The organism is Nonomuraea maheshkhaliensis (genome assembly GCF_039529435.1).
In the GTDB taxonomy this organism is placed as follows: domain Bacteria; phylum Actinomycetota; class Actinomycetes; order Streptosporangiales; family Streptosporangiaceae; genus Nonomuraea; species Nonomuraea maheshkhaliensis.
Genome location: NZ_BAAAMU010000039.1, coordinates 43991 through 68854, shown reverse-complemented (window position 1 = coordinate 68854; position 24864 = coordinate 43991). Strand labels below are relative to the sequence as shown.

The window sequence follows — 24864 nt, the reverse complement described above, 5'->3', positions numbered from 1 at the left end:
CGGCCTGGGGTGTGGTTGGACGGTGGCTGGGTGTGGTTCGGCCTGGGGTGTGGTTGGACGGTGGCTGGGTGTGGTTCGGCCTGGGGTGTGGTTCCACGGTGGCCGGGCGCGGGTTCGGTCGGAAGGTGTTGCCGGCCGGGCGCGGTTCGGCTCGGAGGCGGTTCACAGGCAGCAGCCACGGTGGTGGCCGGTTCAGGAGCGGCAGGCGGCCCGGTACACCCCGTGTGACCCGTTCAGGGGCAGCCTGCCGGGCGGGGCAGGGAGGAGGGGAGTGCGACACCCGCGCGGCCGAACCACTTGTTCAGCAGGCGCGTCGTCGTCCCGTCGCGCCACATCGAGGCGATGGCGCGATTGACCGCCTGGCACGTCTCGACGTCGCCCTTCTTCAGGCCGACGCCCCACTTCTCCCAGCTGATCGGCTGGTTGAGCAGCCGGAACATGCCGGGGTCGTGCTCGGCGTACCCGGCCAGGGTCAGGTTCTCGGTGCTGACCGCGTCGAGGCGGGCCTCGACGAGCTTGCGTACGCAGTCGGAGTAGTTCGCGGCCGGCACCAGCTGGGCCGGCAGGTCGAGCATGCCGTCCGGCGGCGGGTCGACGATCCGCCGGTACGAGTTCGAGCCCTCGGCCAGGCAGATCCGCTTGCCGCGCAGGTCTTGCACCCTCTTGATGGCCATGTCCCCGGCCCTGACCATGGTGTCCTGGGGCACGATCACGTACGGGCCGGCGAAGGTGACCTTGGGCTTGCGGGACTCCGTGATGGAGTAGGAGGCGACGATCATGTCCACGGTGCCGTTCTGGAGCAGCGCCTCGCGGGTGGACGACGGCGACTCGCGCCAGGTGATCTTGACTTTGGCGCCGTCGGCGAGGTTGGCGACGATGTAGCGGGCGACGTCCACGTCGAACCCCTGGGGATCGCCCGAGCCGGAGCGCATACCCAGGCCCGGCTGGTCCCATTTGGTGCCGACGACGACGGTGCGGGCGCCCTTGATCTTGTCGGCGACGGTGGTGTACGAGCCTCCGCCGCCGCACCCGGCCAGTCCTGCCGTCACGGCCACGGCCACGGCGAGTGCCGCCGCGCGCATGGCCACCCTGAACTTCCCCACGACTATGGGTAACCCACGTGAGCGGTGCGGAACGCGGATTCGACGCAGTCGTGGGTGTTTCTTGGCGATCTATAGGGAGAAAGGCGACAAAGTTGAGGGCTCGTCAAGGTGGCAAACGCCTGAGGCCAAGCCCGAGAGCCCGTCAGGGCGGCGGGCGCCAGCACGCCCGCCGCCCCGCGGTCACTCGAGGGGTTTGTCAGGACCCAGGCCGCCACCAGCGGTGCCCTGACCGGCACCGATGCCGACCTCGGCCGATCCGGGCGCCGCGATCGGGGCGGCCGCCGTCTTGCGGCTGCGCCTGCTGCGCCCCTCCAGCCAGGTGGCCAGGTAGCTCAGTGCCATGTTGAGCGCCACGTAGATGATGCCGACGACGATCGCCGCCGGGATCAGCGAGCCGAAGAAGCGGGCCGGCATGATCTTGAAGCCGGTGTTGAGCAGGTCGACGTACGCGATGATGTAGCCGAGCGCGGTGTCCTTCAGCAGCACCACGAGCTGGCTGACGATCGCCGGCATCATCGCGGTGATGGCCTGCGGCAACAGCACCAGCCGCATCACCTGGTTCTTGCGCATGCCGACCGCGTACGCGGCCTCCGACTGCCCCTTCGGCACGGCGTACACGCCGGCTCTGACGACCTCGGCCAGCACGGAGCCGTTGTAGAGGGTCAGGCCGAGCACGACCGCGAAGAAGGCGTAGTCGCCGCCGCCCATGAGCATGGGCGCCAGGTAGAAGATGAAGAAGATCAGCAGCAGCAGCGGGATGGCCCGGAACACCTCGACCACCGCGCCGGCCGGGATCCGGATCCACGCGTGGTCGGAGAGCCTGGCCAGGCCGAAGACCGAGCCGAAGGCCAGCGCCAGCACCGCCGAGACGGCCGCCGCCTCCAGGGTGCCGATGAGGCCGGGGATGATGTAGAACTCCCAGGTCTCCCACTGCAGGAACGGCTGCCAGATCTTGCCTTCGAACTGGCCCTTGGCGTCGAAGCCGCGGTAGACGCCGTACAGGACGGCGACGACGGCGACGACGCTGATCACCGTGAGCGCGTGGTTGCGCAGCCGCCCGCGCGGGCCGGGGGCGTCGAACAGTACGGACGTGCTCATCGGGCCACCGCCAGACGTCGCGACAACCAGCCGGTGAAGAATCCGATGGGCATGGTGAGCGCCATGAAGGCGACGACGATGCCGAGGAAGATCGGAATCGACGCGCCGGTCGTGTCGAAGGTGATCTTCATGACCGCCGCGGCGTCGGCGAGGTAGCCGCCCGCGGTGGCCACCGTGGTGTTCTTGATCATGGCGATCATGACGCTGCCCAGCGGCGCGACGACCGCGCGGAACGCCTGGGGCAGGACGATCATCCGCAGCGACTGCATGAACGTGAGTCCGATCGCCCTGGCCGCCTCCGCCTGGCCCATCGGCACGGTGTTGATGCCGGCGCGCAGCGACTCGCAGACGAAGGCCGCGGTGTAGACCGACAGGCCCATCGCCACGATCCAGAACGAGTTGGTCGACGGCACGTCCGAGAAGACCAGGCCGAGCTGGTCGCTCAGGCCCAGCGCGGAGAACGCCAGCACCAGCGTGAGCGGGGTGTTACGCACCACGTTGACGTATATGGTGCCGGCCGCGCGAAGGACCGGCGTGGGTGAGACCCGCATCGCCACCAAAATCGTGCCGAGGATCAGGGAGGCGACGGCCGCCACGAGGGACAGCTTGACGTTCTCCAGGAATCCCAGCCCGAGGTCCGGGGCGTATTTGATTAGTTCGTCCATCGTGCTCCACCGCATAGGACGGCGGCGGCCGGGTCACCGCGGCCCGCCCCTGGAGTGATCAGGCGCAACCCTCGGCGGGCGGCGCGGTCTCGGACAACTTCAGGCCCTGGATGCCGCCGAACCACTTGTCCAGCAGCTGCTTCATGGTGCCGTTGTCCCACAGCTTCTTCACCGCGGTGTTGAGGGCCTCACACGTCTTGGTGTCGCCCTTCTTCAGGCCGATGCCGTACTTCTCGTCCGTGAAGCCCTGGCCCAGCACCTTGAAGTTGCCGCCCGCCTGCTTGGCGAAGCCCGCCAGGATCAAGTCGTCGGTGGTGACGGCGTCGAGGTTGCTGCCGGTCAGCTTCTGCACGCACTCGGAGTAGTTGCCGGCGTCGACGGTCGTCGCGTCGATGTCGAGCTCACCGTCCGGGGGCGGGTCGGTGATGCGCTTGTAGGAGTTGGAGCCCGCGGCCTTGCAGATCTTCTTGCCCTTGAGGTCCTGAGGGCTGTTGATCGAGGTGTCGTCCTTGCGGACCATCACGTCCTGGTGCGCCACGACGTAGGGGCCGCCGAAGGTCACCTTGCCCTTGCGCTCCTCCGTGATGGAGTAGGTGGCGAAGATGATGTCGACCGTGCCGTTCTGGAGGAACGGCTCGCGGTTGGACGAGGCCGACTCCTTCCACTCGATCTTCACGTCCTTGCCGCCGGCCACTTCCTTGAGCACGGCTTTGGCCACGTCGACGTCGAAGCCCTCGGGCTCGTTGCCCATCTTCAGGCCCAGGCTGGGCTGGTCCCACTTGGTGCCGACCACGATCGTGCCGCCGCCTGCGATCTTGTCGGCCACGTTGGCGTACGACTCACCGCCGCCACCGCCACAGGCGGTCAGGCCCGCGGCCAGAGCCGCCATGGAGAGCACTGCTCCCGTTCGACGCATGTGCATGTGTACCTGCCTCAATAGTCAGTGCGTGAGGATCTTCGAAAGGAAGTCTCGCGCCCGGTCCGTCTGCGCATTGGTGAAGAACTCGTCGGGAGTGTTCTCCTCGACGATCTGCCCCTCGGCCATGAACACCACCCGGTTCGCGGCCCGGCGGGCGAACCCCATCTCGTGCGTGACGACCATCATGGTCATCCCGTCACGTGCCAGCCCGATCATGACATCGAGGACCTCTTGCACCATCTCGGGGTCGAGTGCGGAGGTCGGCTCGTCGAACAGGATCATTTTCGGGTCCATGGCCAGTGCTCTGGCGATCGCCACACGTTGTTGCTGACCGCCGGAGAGCTGGGCCGGATATTTGTCCGCCTGCGCGGCGATGCCCACTCTTTCGAGCAGTTCCATCGCCCGCTGGTTGGCGGCGTCCCTGGCCTTGCCGCGCACCTTCATCGGGCCGAGCGTGACGTTTTCCCGGATGGTCTTGTGGGCGAACAAGTTGAACGACTGAAAGACCATCCCGACGTCGGAACGCAGCCTGGCCAACGCCTTGCCCTCGTCGGGCAGCACCTGGCCGTCAAATATGATCTTGCCGTCGTTGATCGTCTCCAGCCGGTTGATCGTGCGGCAGAGCGTCGACTTCCCGCCGCCCGAGGGACCGATGACGACCAATACCTCGCCACGAGAGACGGTCAAGTTGATGTTCTTCAGGACATGCAGCGCCCCGAAGTGCTTGTTGACGTTCTCCAACTGCACAAGTGGAGTGGCGTCGCCGTTCTCCGTCATGGAGTAAAACGTAGAGGGCGTTAGAACGCTGTGCACTAACCGAGCGGTACCGATCCGATCACATCATGCCATCAAGCAGGCCTTTTAGATCGGTCCGGGCAGTCCCAAGGCCGACACCGACTACCCTTGAACGTGCCATGACTGTGACTCAGGAGGGCGCCCGCACCTACGAAGTGCGCACATACGGGTGCCAGATGAACGTCCACGACTCCGAGCGGCTGTCAGGCCTGCTGGAGGACGCCGGCTACGTGGCCGCTCCCGACGGGGAGGCGGCCGACGTCGTCGTGTTCAACACGTGCGCCGTGCGGGAAAACGCCGACAACCGCCTCTACGGCAACCTCGGCCACCTCAGACCGGCCAAGGTGAGCAACCCGCGCATGCAGATCGCCGTCGGCGGCTGCCTGGCCCAGAAGGACCAGGGCGAGATCGTCCGCAAGGCGCCGTGGGTCGACGTCGTGTTCGGCACGCACAACATCGGCTCGCTGCCGGTGCTGCTCGAACGGGCCCGCGTCGAGGGCGAGGCGCAGGTCGAGCTGAAGGAGTCGCTCGAGGTCTTCCCCTCGACGCTGCCGACCAAGCGCGAGTCCGCGTACGCCGCCTGGGTGTCGGTCTCGGTCGGCTGCAACAACACCTGCACGTTCTGCATCGTGCCGTCGCTGCGCGGCAAGGAGAAGGACCGCCGGCCCGGCGACGTCCTCGCCGAGGTCAGGACGCTGGTGGAGCAGGGCGTGCTTGAGGTCACCCTGCTCGGCCAGAACGTCAACACCTACGGCGTGGAGTTCGGCGACCGGCTGGCCTTCGGCAAGCTGCTGCGCGCCTGCGGCGACGTCGAGGGGCTCGAACGGGTCCGCTTCACCTCGCCGCACCCCGCCGCGTTCACCGACGACGTGATCGCCGCCATGGCGGAGACGCCCAACGTCATGCACCAGCTGCACATGCCGCTGCAGTCGGGCTCCGACCGGGTGCTGCGGGCGATGCGCCGCTCCTATCGGGCCGAGCGCTACCTCGGCATCATCGAACGCGTACGCGCCGCCATGCCCGACGCGGCCATCTCCACCGACATCATCGTCGGCTTCCCCGGCGAGACCGAGGAGGACTTCCAGGCGACCCTCGACGTCGTCCGGCAGAGCCGCTTCGCCAACGCCTTCACCTTCCAGTACTCCATCCGCCCCGGCACGCCCGCGGCCACGATGGCGGACCAGGTGCCCAAGGAGGTCGTTCAGGAGCGCTACGAGCGGCTGGTGGCGCTGCAGGAGGAGATCTCATGGGAGGAGAACAAGAAGCAGGTCGGGCGGACGCTCGAAGTGCTGGTAGCCGAGGGCGAGGGGCGCAAGGACGAGGCCACCCGCCGGCTGTCGGGGCGCGCGGCGGACAACCGGCTCGTGCACTTCGCGGTGGGCGAGGAGACGCCGCGGCCCGGTGACATGGTGACGGTCGAGGTGACGTACGCGGCGCCGCACCACCTGGTGGCCGACGGGGCCGTGCTGGGGCTGCGGCGGACCAGGGCGGGAGACGCCTGGGAGGCCCGCCAGGGCGGCGGGAGCTCGGGCGGCGGCCCGGGGGTGCTGCTGGGCATGCCCACCGTCGGACGGCCCGCTCCGCTGCCGGCCTCGACAGGGGCCTGCTCGGCGCACTGACGACGGTCGGGCCGCCTGCGCCGTCGCCGGTCCCGCCGGGTCCATCCGGCGCGCCGGCGACGGGCGGCCTGTGCCGTTGCCCGTCTCGCCGGGCTCTTCGGCCTACCGCTGAGAAGGGCGGCTCCGGATCATCCGGGGCCGCCCTTCGCCGTGCCGGGGTCTACCGCGTGAGGCGGTCGAGCATGTCGTAGCAGGGGCGGCGGCGGAAGTCGTGCATGGTGGCGCAGGGGTCGGGGCCCGCGCGGCCCGGCGGGGCCGGCCTGGACGCCGGGTGGGACGGCGGGTGGGACGGCTGTGGTGCGATCGGCCGTGATGACGGTGGCCGCAGTGGCTGGGACGGCAGGGGCGGTGGGGTGAGGCCGCCGGGTGACGGGCGTACGTCAGGGGGGACCTGTGGGGTGGCCCGCGGGGCGGGTCGGACCTTCGGGGGGCGGTTCCCGTCCCTGCCAGGTCGGCGCGGGTCCGCGTCCTCGGCGACGGGGGTGACCGGCGGGCCGGCCGTCGCCGAGGGGATGAGCGGCAGGTTCGCGCCCACGGCCGGCAGGTCGGCGCCCACTGGGGGCGGTTCCGCGCCCACCGGAGGGAGGTGCGCTCCCCAGGGCGGCAGGCTCGCATTCGGGGGCGGAACGGTTTCGATCCACGGGGGCGTCAGCGGGCCGAGCATGACGTCGGCGGGCTGGGCCGTCGGGAATTGGAGCGTTCCAGCCATGGGCGCCACCGACGGCGGAAGGACGGTCGCCGTCGGTGGCGTATTCGATGCCGAGAGTGGTATTGATCTTGGGGAAAGCGGGGTTTCCTGATCCATTTCCTGAGGTGTTTGCGGTGACGGTTCCTTACTGTTGGTGAATGCCAGGAATATCCCCAGCGCCGCTGTGACGAGCACCCCGGTGGCTCCGGCCACGGGTGCCAGGTTGGCGCGGCTACCTGGGCTAATGGATCTAAGGGGGGACAAGTCGTGATTCCTTTGTGATTGTTGTGCGAGCATTCAGCTGTTGCGGCTAGTGTGGTCCATCACCCGCGGAAGCCGGCGAGCTTTCCCCGATACGACCGCAGGGAGCTGTAACGCCATGCAAGATCCGATCGAGGCGGATCGCCAGGAGATCCTCTCCGGGCCGGGAGACACCCGCCTGGAAAACAGGGCGTCGGGAAACAGACGACCGAGGCAGAAGAGCAACAAGACCCTTCTCATCGCCGGTTCGGCGCTCATCGCCGTGCTCGTGGCCGGTGGCGCCGGTTACATGCTGGCCTCGAACCCCTTCGGGAGCGCCCGGCAGGGCGGCGGCCCCGAGACCTCCCAGAGCGCCGACGCGAACCAGGAGCAGGGCGGCGACGACGCCACGGCGGGCGACGTCACCGCCGACTCTCCCGCCGACTCCTCCGCCGATTCCCCTGGGGACGACCGTACGGGCGACGCTCCCGAGGACGACGGCAGCATGGGCGACGTGGCCGCCGGGGTCCCGGACGGCGGCGACCGGCCCGGTACAGGTGACAGAGCCGGGGACACGACGGGCAACACGGGCACCGACTCCGCCAAGACCGGCACCAACAAGAAGCCCGCGACGACGGCCCCCACCAAGTCGCCCCAGTCCTCAGGCGCCGGCACTCCTTCCGAGGCCGACAGCCCGGCGGACGGCCCCGGCGGACTCGTCTCCGGCCAGTGCTCGAAGAGCGGCTGCTGAGCACGTCTCCGGTGACGGGCGCCAGGGTGAGCTCGCGGCGGCCGGCCCGACGCCAGGCGGCATGGACGGCTCGCGGGGGCCGGTCCTGACGTCGGGCGGCGATGACGGCTCGTGGTGGTCGGGTGTCCGGCGAAGTGGCTTGCCGTTTATGGGGCTTACTGGCCCTTCGGAGGAGCCGGTGCCGTGCGTAGGGTCGGGGTATGACGACTGACAGAGCGTCCGGGCTGCGTGCCCTGCACGTGCCGGGAACCCCTTTGGTGCTGCCCAACGTCTGGGACGCCGCCTCCGCCCGCGCCGTGCAGGCGGCCGGGTTCCCCGCGGTCGCCACCGGCAGCGCCGCGGTCGCGCGGGTGCTCGGCTACGAGGACGGTGAGCGTACGCCCGTCGGGGAGATGATGGCCGCCATCGCCCGGGTGGTCAGGGCCGTGGACCGGCCCGTCACGGCGGACGTGGAGCGCGGCTACGGCCTCAAGCCCGCGGAGCTGGCCGAACGCCTGCTCGCGACCGGGGCCGTGGGCTGCAACCTGGAGGACTCCCTGCCCGGCGGCGGCGAGATGGTGGATCAGGACGAACAGGCCGGGTTCCTCGCCGAGGTGCGGGCGGCGGCCGGCGACGGGCTGGTGATCAACGCGAGGGTGGACCTCTACCTGCGCGGACAGGTGACGCGCGAGGAGGCGCTGGCGCGCGGGCGGCGTTACCTGGAGGCGGGGGCCGACTGCGTGTACCCGATCGGGCTGGCCGACGCGGACGAGATCCGGGCACTGGTCGAGGGCCTCGGCGGGCCGGTCAACGTGCTGTTCAGACCGGGGACCCCCGGGCTGGGCGAGCTGGCCGCGCTGGGGGTGGCCAGGATCAGCTTCGGCAGCGGCCTGCACCAGGCGTCCCAGACCTACACGGAGCGCCTGCTCGCCGAGATAAGCGCGGGCCACGACCCGTACTGACACAACGGCAGGGGCCGTGCCGGACGAGGCGGGAGCCGGACGTACGCTTGCGCTCGTGCTTGTCGCCGCGGCCGTGTGCCCGCTCACCCCGCTGGTCGTCCTGGGGATGCCCGACCTCCGCTCCGCCTGCCACACCGCGATCGCCACGCTGCGCGACGCGCGGCCCGACGCGCTGATCGTGGTGGGCGGCGCGCCCGCCAACCGCGCGTACGACGGCGACGCGGCGGGCAGCCTGCGCCCCTGGGGCCCGGAGCTCGCGGCGGGCAGGGGCGAGCCGGTGCTCCCGCTGTCGCTGACCGTGGCCCGCCTGCTCCTCGGAGCGCACGGACCCGACGCCTTCCAGTCGGTGGCCTGGGCCGCCCCGGCCGAGGACTGCGCCAAGCTCGGCGAACAACTGGCCGATCGCGCGGACAGGGTGGCGCTGCTGGTCATGGCCGACGGCTCGGCCTGCCTCAGCCCGAAGGCCCCCGGCAAGTACGACGACGCGGCCGGCCCCTGCAACGACCGCATCGCCCAGGCCCTCGCCGGCGGCGACCCCGCACCCCTGGCCGCCCTCGACCCGGAGGAGGCCGACAGGCTGTGGGTGAGCGGCCGGTCCGCCTTCCAGGTGCTGGCGGGCGCCGCGGACGGGCGGGACTACGAGGGGCGGCTGCTCATGGAGACGGCCCCGTTCGGGGTCGGCTATCTCGTCGGGACGTGGACGGTCTGACGCTTCGGCACCGGGATCCGCATCAGGTCGCGGGCCGTCACCACCTCGCCGTCGAAGTTGCGCCGTACTTCCGCGACGAAGTCCGGCTCGTCGTCGAAGCCGTACCGTTCGGAGAAGTGCGTGAGCACGAGCCTGCGCGCCCCCGCGTCCGCCGCCACCACCCCGGCCTCGAACGCCGTCAGATGCCCGTACTCCTTGGCCAGCGCGCTCTCCGCCGACAGGAACGTGGACTCGATCACCAGCAGGTCGACCCCTGAGGCCAGCTCGAAGACCGCGTCGCAGAGCCGGGTGTCCATGATGAACGCCACGCTCTGCCCCGGTCTGGGGACGCTGCACTCGGCCAGGGTGACGCCGCGCACGGAGCCGGCGCGCTGGAGCTCGCCGATGTCGGGGCCGCGGATGCCGTGAGCGGCCAGCTTGCCGGGCAGCATGCGGCGGCCGGGCGGCTCCTGGACGCGGTAGCCGTACGACTCGACGGGGTGGGACAGGCGGCGCGCGATGAGCGGGCCGACGCCGGCCAGGTCACCGGTGAGCGGATGTTCGGCGATGACCGAGGTGTCGGCGAACACGGCGGCGTGGCGCAGCCGCCGCCAGTAGGTCTGGCCGGAGGCGGGGAAGACTGCCCGCACCGGATGGCGTACTTTGTCGCGTGCGATGCGCTGGACGACCCCGGGGACGCCCAGGCAGTGGTCGCCGTGGAAGTGGGTCACGCAGAGCCAGTGGACGTCGTTGGCGCTCAGGCCGGCGTGCACCATCTGCCGCTGCGTGCCCTCGCCCGGGTCGAACAGGAAGCCCTGGCCGTCCCAGCGCAGGAGGTAGCCGTTGTGGTTACGGTGTCGGGTAGGAACGGCGCTGGACGTGCCCAGCACCACGAGCTCACGTGAGGACATGATGACCGCCAACGAGGAGACGGTCGCCTTCGCCGAGGTGGAGACGCCGGTGGGGCCATTCGTGCTGGCCGTCACCGAGACCGGGCTCGTCGCGTCGGGCTGGGGCTCCCGCGCCCGGGTGTCCGGCCGGCTCGACCTGGCTGAGGTTCATGATGCGGATCGTACGGCTTTCGCCGTCGCCGAGCTGAATGCTTATTTCGCCGGTGAGCTGAAGCGGTTCGAGACGCCGATCGACTGGCGGCTGATGTCGGGCTCGCGGCTGCGGGTGCTGCGCGCCCTGCACGGGGTCCCGTACGGGAGCGCCGTCACCTACGGCGAGCTGGCCACGCTCAGCGGCTCCAGCGTGCCCGCCCGCGGCATCGGCTCGATCATGGGCTCCAACCCGATCCCCATCGTGGTGCCCTGCCACCGGGTCGTCGCGGCGGGCAACGGGCTGGGCGGCTTCAGCGGCGGCGAGGGCGTGGAGACCAAGCGCTGGCTGCTGACCCACGAGGGTTATCTGCAGCCGACGCTCCTCGATCTCTAGCAGACTTGTCGCCGTGCGCCAGCAGCCAGTCATCGCCGTCGTGGGTCCCACGGCCGCAGGAAAGTCCGATCTCGCCGTCGACCTCGCCCTCCGGCTGGGGGGCGAGTGCGTCAACGCCGACTCCATGCAGCTCTACCGGGGCATGGACATCGGCACGGCCAAGCTCACCGAGGCCGAGCGGCGGGGGGTCCCGCACCACCTGCTGGACATCTGGGACGTGACGGTCACCGCCAGCGTGGCCGAATACCAGAAGCTGGTCAGGGCCGTCATCGACGCCGTCGAGGTGCCGGTGCTGGTCGGCGGGAGCGGCCTGTACGTGCGCGCGGCCATCGACGAGCTGGAGTTCCCCGGCACCGACCCGGAGATCAGGGCCCGGCTGGAGGAGGAGCTGGCCGAGCTCGGCCCAGGCCCCCTGCACGAGCGCCTGCGCGGGCGTGACCCGGCCGCCGCCGCGGCCATCCTGGCCAGCAACGGCCGGCGCATCGTGCGCGCGCTGGAGGTGATCGAGCTGTCCGGCCGCCCATTCTCGGCCACCATGCCGTCCTACGACGCCGTCTACCCGAGCGTGCAGATCGGGCTGGAGGTGCCCAGGCCGGTGCTGGACGAGCGGATCGAGCTCAGAGTCGCCAGGATGTGGGAGGCGGGGCTGGTCGGCGAGGTGCGGGCGCTGCTCGGCCAGGGGCTGGCCGAAGGGCGCACGGCCGGGCGGGCGCTCGGTTACGCGCAGGTCATCCGCTTCCTCACCGGCGAGTGGAGCGAGGAGCGGGCGATGACCGAGACGGTCAGGCTGACCAGGCGCTTCGCCAGGCGGCAGGAGTCGTGGTTTCGCAGGGACCCGCGGGTGCGCTGGTTGCCGTACGACGCCCCCGACATCCTGGAGCGATCTCTGGCGCTAATAAACTCCTAGCATGCGCTTTCTCAAGGGGCACGGCACCGAGAACGATTTCGTCATCCTGCCCGATCCCGACGGGATGGCCGACGTACCGGCCACGCTCGTCGCCAAGATCTGCGACAGGAGAGCCGGCATCGGCGCCGACGGGGTGCTCCGGGTGGTGCGCACGAAGCGGAGCCTCGAGGTCGCCGACCAGGCCTCGGCCGCCGAGTGGTTCATGGACTACCGCAACTCCGACGGGAGCATGGCGGAGATGTGCGGCAACGGCGTGCGGGTGTTCGCCCGCTACCTGCTCGACACCGGCGCGGTGAGCGCCTCGGAGTTCGAGATCGCGACGCGGGGCGGCGTGCGGCGGGTCCGCGTCGAGCCGAACGGCGACATCACGGTCGACATGGGCAAGCCCGTGGTCTCCGGCGAGAGCGTGGCCACCGTGGGCGGGCAGGAATACACCGGGCTCGCCGTCGACATGGGCAACCCCCACCTGGCCTGCGCCATCGGCGACCCCGTCGCCCAGCTCGACCTCACCCACCAGCCGGGCTTCGACACCGGCGTCTTCCCGGCCGGGGTCAACATCGAGCTGTTCAACCCGGTCGGCACCAGCCGCGCGGTCATGCGCGTCTTCGAGCGCGGCTCCGGCGAGACCCGCTCCTGCGGCACCGGCGCGGTGGCCACCGCCGTGGCCGCCGCCAACCTGTCGGGCGACACCACCGGCACGTGGACGATCGAGGTGCTGGGCGGCACGCTGACGGTCATCCTCGACGAGGAGACCAGCTACCTGTCCGGCCCCGCGGCCATCGTCGCCAGCGGCGAACTCCTGCTTGCAGAATGATGTTCTGGTAGGGGATGCTGGGTTCACTTCACGCACTGAGAGGTGGACATGGCTGACCCACGCACCACCGCGGCGCAGGTCAAGACGCCGATCGGCCGGCTCGGCGGCGGTTTCATGATCTCAAGAGAAGCCAAGGCGCTCTGCGAGGAGCACGGCCTCGGCCCGCGCGAGCTCTACTTCAGAGGCCGCTGCGGCGTCCTCGGCGAGTGCGACGCCGACGTCGTCACGTCGGTCGCCGTCTTCTTCCCCTCCCAGCACGTGGAGCCGAACTGGAACGGCGGCCGCAAGCTCACGGCCGAGCACGCCGTCGAGCTCTACGCGCAGGCGTGCCAGGCGTGGGGCCGGCGCAACCTGGGCGGCTACGACGGCTGCGCCAGGATCGCCGAGCTGCTGCAGCCGGTCGTCGAGCAGGCGTCGCCGGTGGGCGCGCCGCTGTTCGCGGGGTGGCGGGCCGTCCCGCTGCCCGGCGACCCGCCGGCCAGGGCCGCCCAGTTCATGCACGTCGTACGCGAGCTGCGCGGCGGCCTGCACGCCAACGCCGTGATCGCGGCGGGCATGCACCCGCTGGACGCCACCCTGGCAGCAGACCACCGCGGAGGCCCGCTCGGGAGGTCGGCAGGCGAGGCGATCGCCAGGTTCTTCGAGTGGCCGGAGCCGTACGCCACGCCCGGTCCCGAGCTCGTCGCGCGCCGCGCCGCCGTCGAGGAGACGACGGACGACCTCATGGCGCCCGCGTTCTCGGTCCTCACCGAGGGCGAGTCGGACGAGCTGATCGAGCTTCTGCGTTTTGGGGACGCTCGTTGACCTGGCAGACTGACTGCCCATGGACGTGGACATCTGGGCCTGGGTCGGCGACACCCAGCAGCAGCTTTCCGAGGCGGGCAACGTTGGCCTCGCCATGGCGCTGGGAGACCTCCCCGCACAGGCCTATGAGGGCCGATATCCGCAGCTCGACGTGATGGCCCCGGCCATCGCGCAGCAGGCGGAGACCCTTGAGCTGCCCTGGCTCGAGTTCTACGCCCGCTACTGGCACCTGGTCGGCCGGATCGGCGACAGGGCTCAGGGGGCGGTGGCCCTGGCCGACGTGGAGCAGCTGCTCGCGTTCGCTCAGCGCGAAGACGTGCGTGACTGCCCGGCCACCCCGGCCGCCGTCGAGGCGCTGGCCGTCGTGTGGGCCAACACCGACGGCCCCGGCTACGCGGCCGAGCGTCTGGAGACGCTGGCCGCCGCGCTTGAGGGGATGAGCCCCGAGCGGCCCTCCTTCACGGGCCTGGTGACCCAGTACGTCGCCGCGCTCGTCGACGCGGGCAAGCCGGGCGAGGCCGTGACCTACGCCGAGTCCGCCGTCGAGCGGCTGAAGACGGCCGGCCGCGAGGCCAGCTGGGAGCTGAGCGCGGAGAGCGCCCGCGCGCTGCTGGCCGCCGACGGCGCCGAGGACGCGCTGACCGCGCTCCAGGCCGCGGCCGGGTTCCAGGCCGACGACCCGGTGGCCAAGGAGCACCGCGACGGCGTGCGCCGCTCGCTCATCCTGGCCACGCTCGGCCGCACCGCCGAGGCCGTCGACGCCCTGCCCGACCTCGACGTGGTGGGCGACCACCCGCGCGTGTGGGTCGAGTGGGCCCACGCCGTCAACAAGCTCGCAGGCTCCGCGCAGATCACCAACACCTGGCAGCTCGGCCGGGTCCTGCGCCAGTGGACCGACTACTTCGGCATGATGGGCGGCTACCGCTCCCGCGTCGAGCTGGCCCTGGTCGCGGGTGAGCTGGCCATCGCCAGGCAGGGCGTCTGGCAGGCCAGGCTGCTGGCCCACGCGGCCGAGTCCGGCACCGCCGAGCTGCGCGAGGCCGGCGACCTGGCCGACCTCGTCGGCGCGCTGCGGACCCCCGCCGACGCCGCCACCGAGCCCACGCCGCCGGGTCCGCTCGCCGAGCGGGTGGGCCTGTTCGACGCCGCCGACGGCTTCAACGCCGACCCGGAGAAGTGGGTGGGCTGGCTCGCGCCGCTGTCCGGCGAGGACCTGGAGGCCACCCGCCGCCACACCACCACGCTGGGCTTCCTCGGCTACCCCGCCACGGGCGCCGACGTCTACTGGAAGCTGCTCGTCGACACCGGCGACATCGCCACCGCCGATCCCGAGGACGTGGCCTACCTGACCACGCTGCTCATCGAGGCCCGCCAGGACGAGCGGCTGGAGCAGATGGCCGGGCTGCTGCCGCACGCCGCCCAATACCTCGCGCTGGCCCGCCTGCACAGCGCCCGCGAGCGCTGGCAGGAGACGGTCGAGGCGGGCGAGCACGCCCTCGCGGCCGGGGCCGGGCTCGACGCCCGCCGCCTGCTGTCCGGCGCGGCCCAGCAGCTCGACCAGAACGCCAGGGCCGCCGAGGTGCTGCTCGAGGTGCTCGACGAGCTGGCCGAGGAGGATGTCTGGCGCATGATCGTCATGGCCACCTCGGCCGAGGACTGGGAGACCGTGCGCAAGGGCGCGGCCAAGATCGGCATGCCGATCAAGTCCAAGGAGGGCCCGATCGAGGAGGAGATGGGCCTCATCAGGCTCATCCTGCCCGCGCCCGACGGCGGCCAGCGCCAGGTGCTGTCCATCCGCACCGGCCCGGCCACCGCCAGGCTGGCCCTGCCGCAGCCGCGCGGGATGGACTACAACGCCGGCGACCTGGTCGTGTTCGACCCGCAACTGCTGGAGCCCGTCCCCGACGACCCGGAGGAGCAGCAGAACTTCGTGCCGCCGTTCGGCGCGGTGCGCATCCTGCGGCCCGGCGGCTACACCAGCTACTTCTTCGACGGCGCCGCGCCGAGCGAGGAGGACTGGGCCGAGTTCACCGAGGTCATGGCCGAGCGCGGCTGGCCGATGTGGGTCTACAGCGACGAAAACTACACCGTCACCCACCCGACCAGCAGCGATCCGCTGCCGGGCGTGTTCGGCTGGGTCGCGGTGCCGCCCGACGTGTCGCCCTCCGAGGTCGACGCGCTGCTCGACGACGCCACCGAGCGGTGGGTGCATCCGCTGGCCTGGCTGGACCTGGCCCGCGAGATCGACGTCGAGGTCGAACGGCACGAGCGCATCGTCAAGGAATACGGCCTGTAGGGGCATCCTGCCCGTCCTGTCCGGCTCGGCCGCACGAGGTCGTGATCGCCGAGCTGGTGGTCGGGCGGCCGGGGCTCTCCGTTCCGAACAGCCGGGTTTTCGTTCCGAGAGGCGAGGTGTGACGTGCTGGAGCGCTTCCGGCTCGACGGCAAGGTGGCGATCGTCACCGGGGCCTCATCGGGCCTCGGCGTGGCCTTCGCCCGGGGCCTGGCGGAGGCGGGCGCCGACGTGGTGATCGGCGCCCGGCGCGCGGATCGGCTGGAGGAGACGCGCCGGCTGGTCGAGGAGACCGGCCGCGCGTGCCTGGCCGTCCAGACCGACGTGGCCCGGCCGGAAGACTGCGATCGGCTGGTGGCCGCGGCCGTCGAGGGCCTGGGCGGGGTCGACGTGCTGATCAACAACGCCGGCGTCGGCACGGCCGTGCCCGCGCTGCGCGAGACCCCCGAGGAGTTCCGCCAGGTCGTCGACGTCAACCTGCACGGCACCTACTGGATGGCGCAGGCGTGCGCGCGGGTCATGCGTCCCGGCTCGTCGATCGTGAACATCGGCAGCGTGCTCGGCGAGACCACGGCCGGGCTGCCGCAGGCCGCCTACAGCGCCTCGAAGGCGGCGGTCACGGGGCTCACCCGCGACCTGGCCCAGCAGTGGACGGGGCGGCGCGGCATCCGGGTCAACTGCCTGGAGCCGGGGTTCTTCGCCTCGGAGATGACCGAGCAGTACCCACCCGGCTACCTGGAGCGGATGACGGAGCAGCGGGTGGTCATGGGGCGGGCGGGGGATCCGGCCGAGCTGGTGGCGGCCGCGGTGTTCCTGGCCGGCGACGCGGCCTCGTACATCACCGGGGTGACGCTGGCGGTGGACGGCGGGATCCTGATCACCTAGGCCGGCCTGGGGTCGGTCACCCTAGTCGAGCAGGTCGTGCTGGGCGGCCAGGAAGCCGGCGTGGAAGCGGGTCCTGGCGCCCAGGCGTTCGCACAGCACCTGGACGCGGCGCTGGACCGTGCGCGGGCTGAGCCCGAGCTGCCTGGCGATGGCGTCGTCCTTCATGCCGGCGGCCAGCAGCGTCAGCACCTCCGCGTCGGACGCCTGCGGCCACGCCTCGGGTTCGAGGGACTCGTCCGACAGGCGCAGCGGCACGGCGGCCCGCCACAGCGTCTCGAACAGCCCCACCAGGGCGTCGAGCAGCGCCGACGGGTGTACCACGAGCGCGCTCTCCACGGCCCGGTCCTCGTCGGAGACCAGCGGCAGGATGGCGGTGCGGGCGTCGGCGATGGCCAGCTTGACCGGCACCTGCCCGAGCCTGGCCTGCTCGCCGTCGGTGATGGCGCGGCGGGTGTGGGCCAGCATGCCGGGGTGCTCGAAGGCCAGCGGGCTGTAGATGCCGCGGGTGGGCGCGCCCTGGCGGGCCGCGCGCCGGCGGTTCTCCCTGTCGTCGCTGACGTCCACCGCGTACGGCGGATGCACCAGCACCAGCATCTCCCGCGTGGCGTTGCGTTCGAGCTGGAGGTAGCGCCTGGCCACGGCGTCGCGCCCGCTGACCACCTCCAGCACCTCTTCGGGGTGCGGCCCGCCGCGGTCGGCGACCTCGGTGGCCAGCAGCGCGGCGGCGGCCCTGCTGTGGGTGAGCTCCTCCTGGCGGCGCGCGACGAGGATGTCGATGGCGACGTTCGGGGGAGTGGCGACCAGCCGCAGCGGCCGGCCGGCGACCCGGGAGATCAGCCCGAGGTCCTCCAGCCGGGGCAGCATGCGGCGGATGGCGGCGGCGGAGGTGCCGGTCTCGGCGGCGAGCTCGCTCAGCGTGGCGGGCCCATGTCTGAGCAGGGCCCGGTAGGAGTTCTCCTCGGCGACGGTGACGCCGAGCCCTTCGAGTAAGCGCCGCTGCGCCATGTCTCCTCTTCCTGACCTGCCATGATCCGAAGTAAAGAGTATGGGGGCCGCCCCCGGCGGTGAAGGGGCCCTTGTTCGCGGGGACGCGGGGATCTATGTTCGTTGCGTAGTCCGGGACATGTTGCGCATTAAGGAACAACCGGAGGCGTCATGAGTCGGCCCCGTCTGGTGATCGTGGGGGCGGGCATCGTCGGCTGCGCCCTCGCCGACGAGCTCACCGAGCGGGGGTGGACCGACGTCACCGTGCTCGAACAGGGGCCGCTCTTCGCCGCCGGCGGCTCCAGCTCCCATGCCCCCGGCCTGGTCTTCCAGACCAACCCGTCGAAGACCATGACCGAGTTCGCCGCCTACACCGTGCGCAAGTACACCGGCCTCGGCGAGCACTGCTTCCGCCAGGTCGGCGGCCTGGAGGTGGCCACCACCCCCGAACGCTGGCACGACCTGCACCGCAAGCACGGCTGGGCCGAGTCGTGGGGGGTCGAGGCACGCCTGCTCGACACCGCCGCCTGCCTGGAGCTGTGGCCCTCGCTCGACCCCGGCAAGGTGTTCGGCGGGTTCCACGTGCCGAGCGACGGGCTGGCGGCGGCGGTCGCGTGCGGGCAGACGCAGGCCGAACGGGCCGTGGAACGCGGAGCCAGATTCCTGCCGGGGCACACCGTGGTCGGCGTCGAGCAGCGCGGCGGCCGGGTCACCGGGGTCACGGTGACGAGCGCGGGCGAGTACCGCACGGTCCCGGCCGACGTGGTGGTGTGCGCGGCGGGCTTCTGGGGCCCCTCGATCGGGAAGATGGCCGGGCTGAACGTGCCGCTGCTGCCCCTGGCCCACCAGTACGCCAAGTCGGGCCCGCTGAAGCTGGGCGAGGAGGGCCCGATCCTGCGCCACCAGGACCGCGACCTCTACTTCCGCCGGCACGGCGACCGCATCGGCATCGGCTCCTACGCCCACCGCCCCATGCCGGTCGCCCAGGACGAGATCGGCCCCAGATCCACCACGATGCCGTCGGTGCAGGCGTTCACCGAGGAGGACTTCGACCCCGCCTGGCGCGACGCGGTCGAGCTGCTGCCCGTGCTGGCCGAGTCCAAGTACGAGGACGGCATCAACGGCATCTTCTCCTTCACCCCCGACGGCTTCCCGCTGATCGGCGAGGCGCCGCACCTGGACGGGTTCTGGCTGGCCGAGGCCGTCTGGGTGACGCATTCGGCCGGGGTGGCGCGGGCGCTGGCCGAGGTGCTGGTGGACGGGCACTCCCGGATCGACCTGCACGAATGCGAGCTCAACCGGTTCGAGCAGGCCCAGCTCTCGCCCGCCTTCGTCGAGGAGCGCGGCAGGCAGAACTTCGTCGAGGTCTACGACATCATCCATCCGCTGCAGCCGATGGAGTCGCCCAGGCCGCTGCGCACCAGCCCGTTCCATCCGCGGCAGCAGGAGCTGGGCGGGTTCTTCCTTGAGGGGGCGGGGTGGGAGCGGCCGCACTGGTTCGAGGCGAACGTGCCGCTGCTGGAGGACCTCGTCCGCCGGCGCAGGGACGAGCACGCCGACGTGCCGGAGGAGTCGCGCAGCGCGGCCGTCGAGCCGCTGCTCGGGGCGGCGCTGCGGGACGAATGGGCCACCCGCTACTGGTCGCCGGTCGCCGCGGCCGAGTCGTACGCCACCCGGGAGAGCGTCGCGCTCTACGACATGACCCCGCTCAAGCGGCTGGAAGTGAGCGGGCCCGGCGCGGCGGCGTTCCTGCAGCGGATGACCACCAACAACGTGGACAAGAAGCCCGGGTCGGTCACCTACACGCTGCTGCTGGACGTCAAAGGCGGCATCCGGTCCGATCTCACCGTGGCCCGGCTGGACGAGGACACGTTCCAGGTCGGCGCGAACGGCAACCTCGACCTCGACTGGCTGGCCGGGCACGCGCCGGGCGGCGTACGGGTGCGGGACCTGACGCCCGGCACCTGCTGCGTCGGCGTGTGGGGGCCGCGTGCCAGGGAGCTGGTGCAGGGGCTGACCGACATGGACCTGTCGCACCAGAACTTCCGCTACTTCGGCTGCAAGTCCGGATATGTCGGGCAGGTACCGGTGCTCGCGCTGCGCGTCTCGTACGTGGGCGAGCTGGGCTGGGAGCTCTACACCACGGCCGACATGGGGCTCAAGCTCTGGGACACGCTCTGGGCGCCGGGGCTGGCCGTCGCCGCCGGCCGGGCCGCGTTCAACAGCCTGCGGCTGGAGAAGGGATACCGGCTCTGGGGCGTCGACATGACGACCGAGCACAATCCGTACGAGGCGGGGCTGGCCTTCGCGGTCAAGGACGACAAGGACTTCGTCGGCCGCGACGCCCTGACCAAGGAGGTCACCCGCAAGCTGGTGCCGCTGCTGAGCACCGAGGTCGTCATGGGCAAGGAGCCGGTCAGGCACGGCGGGCGCACGGTCGGCTACGTCACCAGCGCCGCCTACGGACACACCATCCAGCGCCCCATCGCCTACGCCTGGCTGCCGGTCGAGCTGACCGAGCCAGGGACGTATGTCGACATTTCCTACTTCGGCCGCCGCGTGCCCGCGGTGGTCGCCGCCGAGCCGCTGTACGACCCCGGGATGGAGAAGATCAGGCGTTGACCCACCCCGACTTCCTCTGGCGCGACCCCGACCCGAAGCCCGCCTACGACGTGGTGATCGTGGGCGGCGGCGGGCACGGCCTGGCCACCGCCTACTACCTGGCCAGGAACCACGGCATCACGAACGTCGCCGTTCTGGAGCGCGGCTGGCTGGCCGGCGGGAACATGGCCCGCAACACCACCATCATCCGCTCCAACTACCTGTGGGACGAGAGCGCCGCGATCTACGAGCACTCGCTGAAGCTGTGGGAGGGGTTGAGCGCGGAGCTGGACTACGACCTGCAGTTCAGTCAGCGAGGGGTGCTCAACCTGGCCCACAGCCTCGGCGACGTGCGCGAGGGCCGGCGCAGGGTGAACGCCAACCGGCGGAGCGGCGTGGACGCCGAATGGCTGGACGCCGACGAGGTCAAGAAGTTCTGCCCGATCATCAACGTCTCCGGCAGCGCGCGCTACCCGGTCATGGGGGCGACCCTGCAGCGACGCGGGGGCATCGCCAAGCACGACCACGTGGCCTGGGCGCTGGCCCGCAAGGCGGACGCGTACGGGATCGACCTGATCCAGGGATGTGAGGTCACCGGGTTCGAGCTCAGCGGCGGCCGGGTGACCGGCGTGCGGACCTCGCGTGGCCCGATCGCGGCGGGCAAGGTCGCGCTCGCGGCGGCCGGGCACACCTCGGTGCTCGCCGCGCTGGCCGGCCTGCGGCTGCCGCTGCAGTCGCACCCGCTCCAGGCGCTGGTGTCGGAGCTGCTGGAGCCGGTGCTCGACTGCGTGGTCATGTCGAACGCGGTGCACGTCTACGTCAGCCAGGCGCACAAGGGGGAGCTGGTCATGGGGGCGGGCATCGACGCGTACAACTCCTACGGGCAGCGTGGCGGCGTGCACGTGATCGAGGCGCAGATGGCGGCGGCGCTGGAGCTGTTCCCGCTCTTCAGCCGGGTACGCGTGCTGCGCACCTGGGCCGGCATCGTGGACGTCTCGCCCGACGCCTCGCCGATCATCGGCCCCACCCCCGTCGAGGGCCTGTACGTCAACGCCGGCTGGGGCACCGGCGGCTTCAAGGCCACCCCCGGCGCCGGCTGGGTCTACGCCCACACGATCGCCGAGGAACGACCCCATCCGCTGGCCGAGCCGTTCGGGCTGGATCGGTTCACCACGGGGGCGCTCATCGACGAGCACGGCGCGGCGGCGGTGGCGCACTGATGCTGCTCATCGACTGCCCCCACTGCGGGCCCCGCGACGAGAACGAGTACCACTACGGCGGCCAGGCCGGGATCCCCTACCCGCTCGGCGAGACCACCGACGAGGAGTGGGCCGCGTTCGTCTTCCTGCGTGACAACCCCAAGGGCTGGTTCCGCGAGCGCTGGTACCACGTGCACGGCTGCCGGACCTGGTTCGACGTCGAACGGCACACCGTCACTCATGAGGTGAGGAAGGCGAGATGAGGTTCACCTTCGACGGCCGTCCCCTGGAGGGCGAGCCGGGTGACACGCTGGCCGCCGCCCTCCTGCGCAACGGCGTACGGATCGTGGGCCGCAGCGTGGAGCTGGGCCGGCCGCGCGGCGTCTTCACCGCCGGTCCCGAGGAGCCGAACGCGCTGGTCCGGGTGGGCGCCGATCCGATGCTGGCGGCCACGACCGTGGAGCTGTACGACGGGCTGGAGGCGTGGAGCCTGCGCGGCAAGGGGCGGGTGGACCTCGGTATCGAGGACGACCGTCGCTGTGACAAGGGTTATCTGCACTGCGACGTGCTCGTGATCGGGGGCGGGCCCGCCGGGCTGGCCGCCGCCACGGCGGCGGGGCTGGCCGGCGCGCGCGTGATCCTCATGGACGACCAGCCCCGGCTCGGCGGCGACCTGCTGAGCTCCCGGACGCTCCTGGACGGCCGGCCCGCCACGGAGTGGGTGGACTCGCTCGACCTGACGGGCCGGGTGCTCACCAGGACGACCGCCGTCGGCTACTACGACCACAACTACGTGGTGGCCGTGGAGCGGCGGGCGCGCGGCGAGCGGCTGTGGCACGTCAGGGCGCGGCGGGTGGTGCTGGCGACGGGCGCGCACGAGCGCTCGCTCGCCTTCCCCGGCAACGACCGGCCCGGCGTCATGCTGGCCTCGGCGGCCCGCGCCTACGCCAACCGGTACGGGGTGGCGCCCTGGCGGCGGGCGGTGGTGTTCGCCTGCACGGACTCCGGCCACGAGGCGGCGCGTGACCTGGCGGCGGCCGGTGTGGAGATCGCGGAGATCGTCGACCCCCGGGTGGACGGGCAGGTGGTCACCGGCACGACGGGCGACGCGGAGGGGGTGCTGAACGGCGTCCAGGTGGGCGCGCGGCACGTCGAGGCCGACCTGCTGGCGGTGGCGGGCGGCTGGAATCCTTCCGTGCACCTGTTCAGCCAGTCGCAGGGCCGGGTCAGGTTCGACGAGGACCTCCAGGCTTTCGTCCCGGGTACGTCGGCGCAGGCGGAGCGGTCGGTGGGCGCGTGCGCGGGCCGCTACGGCACCCGCGAGGCCATCGAGGACGGCTACGCCGCCGGCACCGAGGCCGCCGAGGCTGACACGGGCGGGTTGCGGGTGCCTGAGTGTGATGAGCGGCCGCTCGGCCGGCCGGCCGCCTTGTGGGCCGTCGGGGGGAGCTCGGACGAGCCCGCCTTCGCGGACCTGCATCGGGACGTCACCGTCGCCGATCTCGCCAGGGCGACCGGCGCCGGGATGCGTTCGGTGGAGCACGTCAAGCGCTACACCACCGCGGGCACCGGCGCCGACCAGGGCAAGACCTCGGGCGCGGTCGTCGTCGGCGTCATGTCCGCCCTTCTCGGCGCGGCCCCTGGCCAGGTCGGCACCACGACCTTCCGGCCGCCGTACACGCCGGTGTCCTTCGCCACCCTGGCCGGGCGCGACCGGGGCGAGCTGTCCGACCCGGTCAGGACGACCGCGATGCACGACGCGCACGTCGCGATGGGCGCGGTGTTCGAGGACGTCGGGCAGTGGAAGCGCCCGTGGTACTTCCCCAAGGACGGCGAGCCGATGGAGGCCGCCGTGCGGCGCGAGTGTCACGCCGCCCGCACCGCCGTGGCCGCCATGGACGCCTCCACCCTGGGCAAGATCGACGTCCGGGGCGCGGACGCGGGCGCCTTCCTCGACCTGATCTACACGAACCTGTACTCGACCCTCGCCGTCGGCGCCTGCCGTTACGGGCTGATGTGCGGGGCCGACGGAATGGTGTTCGACGACGGCACCACGACGCGGCTGGCCGAGGACCACTACCTCATGACCACGACCACGGGCAACGCCGCCGCCGTGCTCGACTGGCTGGAGGAGTGGCACCAGACCGAGTGGCCGGGCATGGACGTGTCCTTCACGTCGGTCACCGACCACTGGGCGACCGTGGCCGTGGCCGGCCCGCACGCCAGGCGGGTCGTCGCGGCGGTCGCGCCGGGCGCGGTGGAGCTGGCGTTCATGAGGTACGCGGCCACGGACGTGCTCGGCGTGCCGGGGCGGGTGTTCCGGATCAGCTTCTCGGGCGAGCTGGCGTACGAGGTGAACGTGCCCTGGGCGTACGGGAGGGCGCTGTGGGAGGCGGTGGTGGAGGCCGGCGCGGTGCCGTACGGGACCGAGACCATGCACGTGCTGCGGGCGGAGAAGGGGTTCCCGATCGTCGGGCAGGAGACCGACGGCACCGTCACCCCGCAGGACCTCGGCATGTCGTGGATCGTCTCCCGGCGCAAGCCGGAGTTCGTCGGCAGGCGCTCGCACGCCCGTGCCGACACCTCGCGTGACGATCGCAAACGCCTGATCGGCCTGCTGCCCGACGATCCGGGGGCCCGGCTGGACGAGGGCGCACAACTCGTCGCGGCCGGGCGGCCAGTGGAAAGCAGGGCGGAGGGCCCAGTGGACAGCAGGGCGGGGATCCCGGTGGAGGGCCCAATGGAGAGCGGGGTGCCCATGCTCGGCCACGTGACCTCGGCCTATCACAGCGCGGTGCTGGGCCGGACGTTCGGGCTGGCGCTGGCCAGGGGCGTCGAGCCGGGGGACCGGCTCACCGCCGTGTCCGGGGGCGTGACGCAGCCGGTGACGGTCGTGGCGCCCGTCTTCTACGACCCGGACAACGACCGCCGCGACGGCGAGCCGCTGCCCGAAGGACATCCGCACGGAGGCCCGGCGGGGGAGGCGCGGGCCGAGAGTCCGGCCGCCTCGTTCGCCGCCCGGTTCGAGGCCGCGAGCGGGCCCGAGCTGAGGCTGCGGGAGGTGGCGTCCGAGCCGATGTGGGAGGTGCGCGGGCAGGATCCGGGCGTGGGGTTGCGGCTGGGGCCGTCCTGGTGGCTCGTGTCCGGAAATATCGTGCCTCGGAAGGGCTGGGTGGACGTCTCGGGGCAGCGGACGATCCTGGAGCTGACCGGCCCCAAGGCGGAGGACGTCCTGATCACCGGCTGCCCCATCGACGTGGAGACGCTGAACGGCCACGCCCAGACGCTGCTCGGCAAGACCTCGGTCGTCCTGGAGCGGCGCGGCCCCGGCGACTACCGCGTCTACGTCAGGTCGTCCTTCACCCGATATCTCGCGGAGTGGCTACTGGACGCCATTAGCGCGTTATAACCCTTTAAACGGGCATTACCTAGA

At 71.6% G+C, this 24864-nt stretch carries 21 protein-coding genes; 14 read left to right on the top strand and 7 right to left on the bottom strand.

The genetic code is table 11. The annotated features are described in order from the left end of the window. Positions 1–233 precede the first annotated feature (233 nt). From ABFX54_RS25700 to ABFX54_RS25680, 5 genes are all read right to left on the bottom strand, one after another. Positions 234–1103, bottom strand: coding sequence for a glutamate ABC transporter substrate-binding protein (locus tag ABFX54_RS25700; protein WP_346108786.1), 870 nt, complete (start codon positions 1101–1103; stop codon positions 234–236). 180 nt (positions 1104–1283) lie between these two features. Continuing rightward, entirely contained in the window at positions 1284–2201 is a 918-nt protein-coding gene (locus ABFX54_RS25695; protein ID WP_346108785.1) for an amino acid ABC transporter permease, read from the bottom strand. Beyond that, the gene (locus tag ABFX54_RS25690) at positions 2198–2866 is read right to left on the bottom strand and encodes an amino acid ABC transporter permease (RefSeq protein ID WP_346108783.1); all 669 of its coding nucleotides are present in this window, start codon (positions 2864–2866) and stop codon (positions 2198–2200) included. The genes ABFX54_RS25695 and ABFX54_RS25690 overlap by 4 nt, the downstream gene beginning before the upstream one ends. A gap of 58 nt (positions 2867–2924) precedes the next feature. After that, positions 2925–3755: a glutamate ABC transporter substrate-binding protein gene (locus ABFX54_RS25685; protein ID WP_346108781.1), complete on the bottom strand. Its 831-nt coding sequence runs from the start codon at positions 3753–3755 to the stop codon at positions 2925–2927. Between the two features lie 51 nt (positions 3756–3806). Further along, positions 3807–4562, bottom strand: coding sequence for an amino acid ABC transporter ATP-binding protein (locus tag ABFX54_RS25680; protein ID WP_346108779.1), 756 nt, complete (start codon positions 4560–4562; stop codon positions 3807–3809). Positions 4563–4699: 137 nt separating this feature from the next. On the opposite strand from ABFX54_RS25680, the gene miaB reads away from it, so the two are divergent. From miaB to ABFX54_RS25660, 4 genes are all read left to right on the top strand, one after another. Further along, the gene (gene miaB / locus ABFX54_RS25675) at positions 4700–6199 is read left to right on the top strand and encodes a tRNA (N6-isopentenyl adenosine(37)-C2)-methylthiotransferase MiaB (RefSeq protein WP_346108777.1); all 1500 of its coding nucleotides are present in this window, start codon (positions 4700–4702) and stop codon (positions 6197–6199) included. Positions 6200–7266: 1067 nt separating this feature from the next. Then, the gene (locus ABFX54_RS25670; RefSeq protein ID WP_346108775.1) at positions 7267–7878 is read left to right on the top strand and encodes a hypothetical protein; all 612 of its coding nucleotides are present in this window, start codon (positions 7267–7269) and stop codon (positions 7876–7878) included. Positions 7879–8078: 200 nt separating this feature from the next. After that, a complete protein-coding gene (locus tag ABFX54_RS25665; RefSeq protein ID WP_346108773.1) occupies positions 8079–8819 on the top strand; it encodes an isocitrate lyase/PEP mutase family protein in 741 nt (246 codons plus the stop codon). Between the two features lie 55 nt (positions 8820–8874). Continuing rightward, the gene (locus ABFX54_RS25660; protein WP_346108771.1) at positions 8875–9528 is read left to right on the top strand and encodes a class III extradiol ring-cleavage dioxygenase family protein; all 654 of its coding nucleotides are present in this window, start codon (positions 8875–8877) and stop codon (positions 9526–9528) included. Here the strand turns inward: ABFX54_RS25660 and ABFX54_RS25655 are convergent. After that, entirely contained in the window at positions 9501–10418 is a 918-nt protein-coding gene (locus ABFX54_RS25655) for a ribonuclease Z (protein ID WP_346108770.1), read from the bottom strand. The genes ABFX54_RS25660 and ABFX54_RS25655 overlap by 28 nt on opposite strands. Here ABFX54_RS25655 and ABFX54_RS25650 point away from each other — a divergent pair. The 6 genes from ABFX54_RS25650 (at position 10417) to ABFX54_RS25625 (ending at position 16647) form a co-directional block, all read left to right on the top strand. Continuing rightward, positions 10417–10944 (top strand): methylated-DNA--[protein]-cysteine S-methyltransferase, encoded by a 528-nt coding sequence (locus ABFX54_RS25650; protein ID WP_346108768.1) that lies wholly within the window; start codon positions 10417–10419, stop codon positions 10942–10944. The two genes, ABFX54_RS25655 and ABFX54_RS25650, sit on opposite strands and share 2 nt — an antisense overlap. Positions 10945–10957: 13 nt before the next feature. Further along, the gene (gene miaA, locus ABFX54_RS25645; protein WP_346108767.1) at positions 10958–11851 is read left to right on the top strand and encodes a tRNA (adenosine(37)-N6)-dimethylallyltransferase MiaA; all 894 of its coding nucleotides are present in this window, start codon (positions 10958–10960) and stop codon (positions 11849–11851) included. 1 nt (position 11852) lies between these two features. Then, positions 11853–12665, top strand: coding sequence for a diaminopimelate epimerase (gene dapF, locus ABFX54_RS25640; protein ID WP_346108765.1), 813 nt, complete (start codon positions 11853–11855; stop codon positions 12663–12665). A gap of 48 nt (positions 12666–12713) precedes the next feature. Beyond that, the gene (locus ABFX54_RS25635) at positions 12714–13469 is read left to right on the top strand and encodes an SCO6745 family protein (RefSeq protein ID WP_346108763.1); all 756 of its coding nucleotides are present in this window, start codon (positions 12714–12716) and stop codon (positions 13467–13469) included. A gap of 19 nt (positions 13470–13488) precedes the next feature. Continuing rightward, positions 13489–15765, top strand: coding sequence for a tetratricopeptide repeat protein (locus ABFX54_RS25630; RefSeq protein WP_346108761.1), 2277 nt, complete (start codon positions 13489–13491; stop codon positions 15763–15765). A gap of 123 nt (positions 15766–15888) precedes the next feature. Then, a complete protein-coding gene (locus ABFX54_RS25625; RefSeq protein ID WP_346108759.1) occupies positions 15889–16647 on the top strand; it encodes an SDR family NAD(P)-dependent oxidoreductase in 759 nt (252 codons plus the stop codon). 21 nt (positions 16648–16668) lie between these two features. On the opposite strand, the gene ABFX54_RS25620 is transcribed toward ABFX54_RS25625, so the two are convergent. After that, the gene (locus ABFX54_RS25620) at positions 16669–17652 is read right to left on the bottom strand and encodes a helix-turn-helix transcriptional regulator (protein ID WP_346108757.1); all 984 of its coding nucleotides are present in this window, start codon (positions 17650–17652) and stop codon (positions 16669–16671) included. A gap of 150 nt (positions 17653–17802) precedes the next feature. On the opposite strand from ABFX54_RS25620, the gene ABFX54_RS25615 reads away from it, so the two are divergent. From ABFX54_RS25615 to ABFX54_RS25600, 4 genes are read left to right on the top strand one after another with little or no spacing between them, the layout of a single operon-like run. After that, the gene (locus tag ABFX54_RS25615; protein WP_346108755.1) at positions 17803–20253 is read left to right on the top strand and encodes a GcvT family protein; all 2451 of its coding nucleotides are present in this window, start codon (positions 17803–17805) and stop codon (positions 20251–20253) included. Next, the gene (locus ABFX54_RS25610; protein WP_346108753.1) at positions 20250–21452 is read left to right on the top strand and encodes a sarcosine oxidase subunit beta family protein; all 1203 of its coding nucleotides are present in this window, start codon (positions 20250–20252) and stop codon (positions 21450–21452) included. The genes ABFX54_RS25615 and ABFX54_RS25610 overlap by 4 nt, the downstream gene beginning before the upstream one ends. Next, the gene (locus tag ABFX54_RS25605) at positions 21452–21694 is read left to right on the top strand and encodes a sarcosine oxidase subunit delta (RefSeq protein WP_346108751.1); all 243 of its coding nucleotides are present in this window, start codon (positions 21452–21454) and stop codon (positions 21692–21694) included. The genes ABFX54_RS25610 and ABFX54_RS25605 overlap by 1 nt, the downstream gene beginning before the upstream one ends. Then, positions 21691–24840: a 2Fe-2S iron-sulfur cluster-binding protein gene (locus ABFX54_RS25600; RefSeq protein WP_346108749.1), complete on the top strand. Its 3150-nt coding sequence runs from the start codon at positions 21691–21693 to the stop codon at positions 24838–24840. Before ABFX54_RS25605 ends, ABFX54_RS25600 begins: the two co-directional genes overlap by 4 nt. Positions 24841–24864: the final 24 nt, after the last annotated feature.

Excerpts from the sequence above, each read along its gene's own strand:
- ABFX54_RS25695 (WP_346108785.1), bottom strand. The coding sequence starts at position 2,201 with ATGAGCACGTCCGTACTGTTCGACGCCCCCGGCCCGCGCGGGCGGCTG.
- ABFX54_RS25690 (WP_346108783.1), bottom strand. The coding sequence starts at position 2,866 with ATGGACGAACTAATCAAATACGCCCCGGACCTCGGGCTGGGATTCCTG.
- ABFX54_RS25685 (WP_346108781.1), bottom strand. The coding sequence starts at position 3,755 with ATGGCGGCTCTGGCCGCGGGCCTGACCGCCTGTGGCGGTGGCGGCGGT.
- ABFX54_RS25680 (WP_346108779.1), bottom strand. The coding sequence starts at position 4,562 with ATGACGGAGAACGGCGACGCCACTCCACTTGTGCAGTTGGAGAACGTC.
- miaB (WP_346108777.1), top strand. The coding sequence starts at position 4,700 with ATGACTGTGACTCAGGAGGGCGCCCGCACCTACGAAGTGCGCACATAC.
- ABFX54_RS25670 (WP_346108775.1), top strand. The coding sequence starts at position 7,267 with ATGCAAGATCCGATCGAGGCGGATCGCCAGGAGATCCTCTCCGGGCCG.
- ABFX54_RS25665 (WP_346108773.1), top strand. The coding sequence starts at position 8,079 with ATGACGACTGACAGAGCGTCCGGGCTGCGTGCCCTGCACGTGCCGGGA.
- ABFX54_RS25650 (WP_346108768.1), top strand. The coding sequence starts at position 10,417 with ATGATGACCGCCAACGAGGAGACGGTCGCCTTCGCCGAGGTGGAGACG.
- ABFX54_RS25655 (WP_346108770.1), bottom strand. The coding sequence starts at position 10,418 with ATGTCCTCACGTGAGCTCGTGGTGCTGGGCACGTCCAGCGCCGTTCCT.
- dapF (WP_346108765.1), top strand. The coding sequence starts at position 11,853 with ATGCGCTTTCTCAAGGGGCACGGCACCGAGAACGATTTCGTCATCCTG.
- ABFX54_RS25635 (WP_346108763.1), top strand. The coding sequence starts at position 12,714 with ATGGCTGACCCACGCACCACCGCGGCGCAGGTCAAGACGCCGATCGGC.
- ABFX54_RS25630 (WP_346108761.1), top strand. The coding sequence starts at position 13,489 with ATGGACGTGGACATCTGGGCCTGGGTCGGCGACACCCAGCAGCAGCTT.
- ABFX54_RS25620 (WP_346108757.1), bottom strand. The coding sequence starts at position 17,652 with ATGGCGCAGCGGCGCTTACTCGAAGGGCTCGGCGTCACCGTCGCCGAG.
- ABFX54_RS25615 (WP_346108755.1), top strand. The coding sequence starts at position 17,803 with ATGAGTCGGCCCCGTCTGGTGATCGTGGGGGCGGGCATCGTCGGCTGC.
- ABFX54_RS25605 (WP_346108751.1), top strand. The coding sequence starts at position 21,452 with ATGCTGCTCATCGACTGCCCCCACTGCGGGCCCCGCGACGAGAACGAG.
- ABFX54_RS25600 (WP_346108749.1), top strand. The coding sequence starts at position 21,691 with ATGAGGTTCACCTTCGACGGCCGTCCCCTGGAGGGCGAGCCGGGTGAC.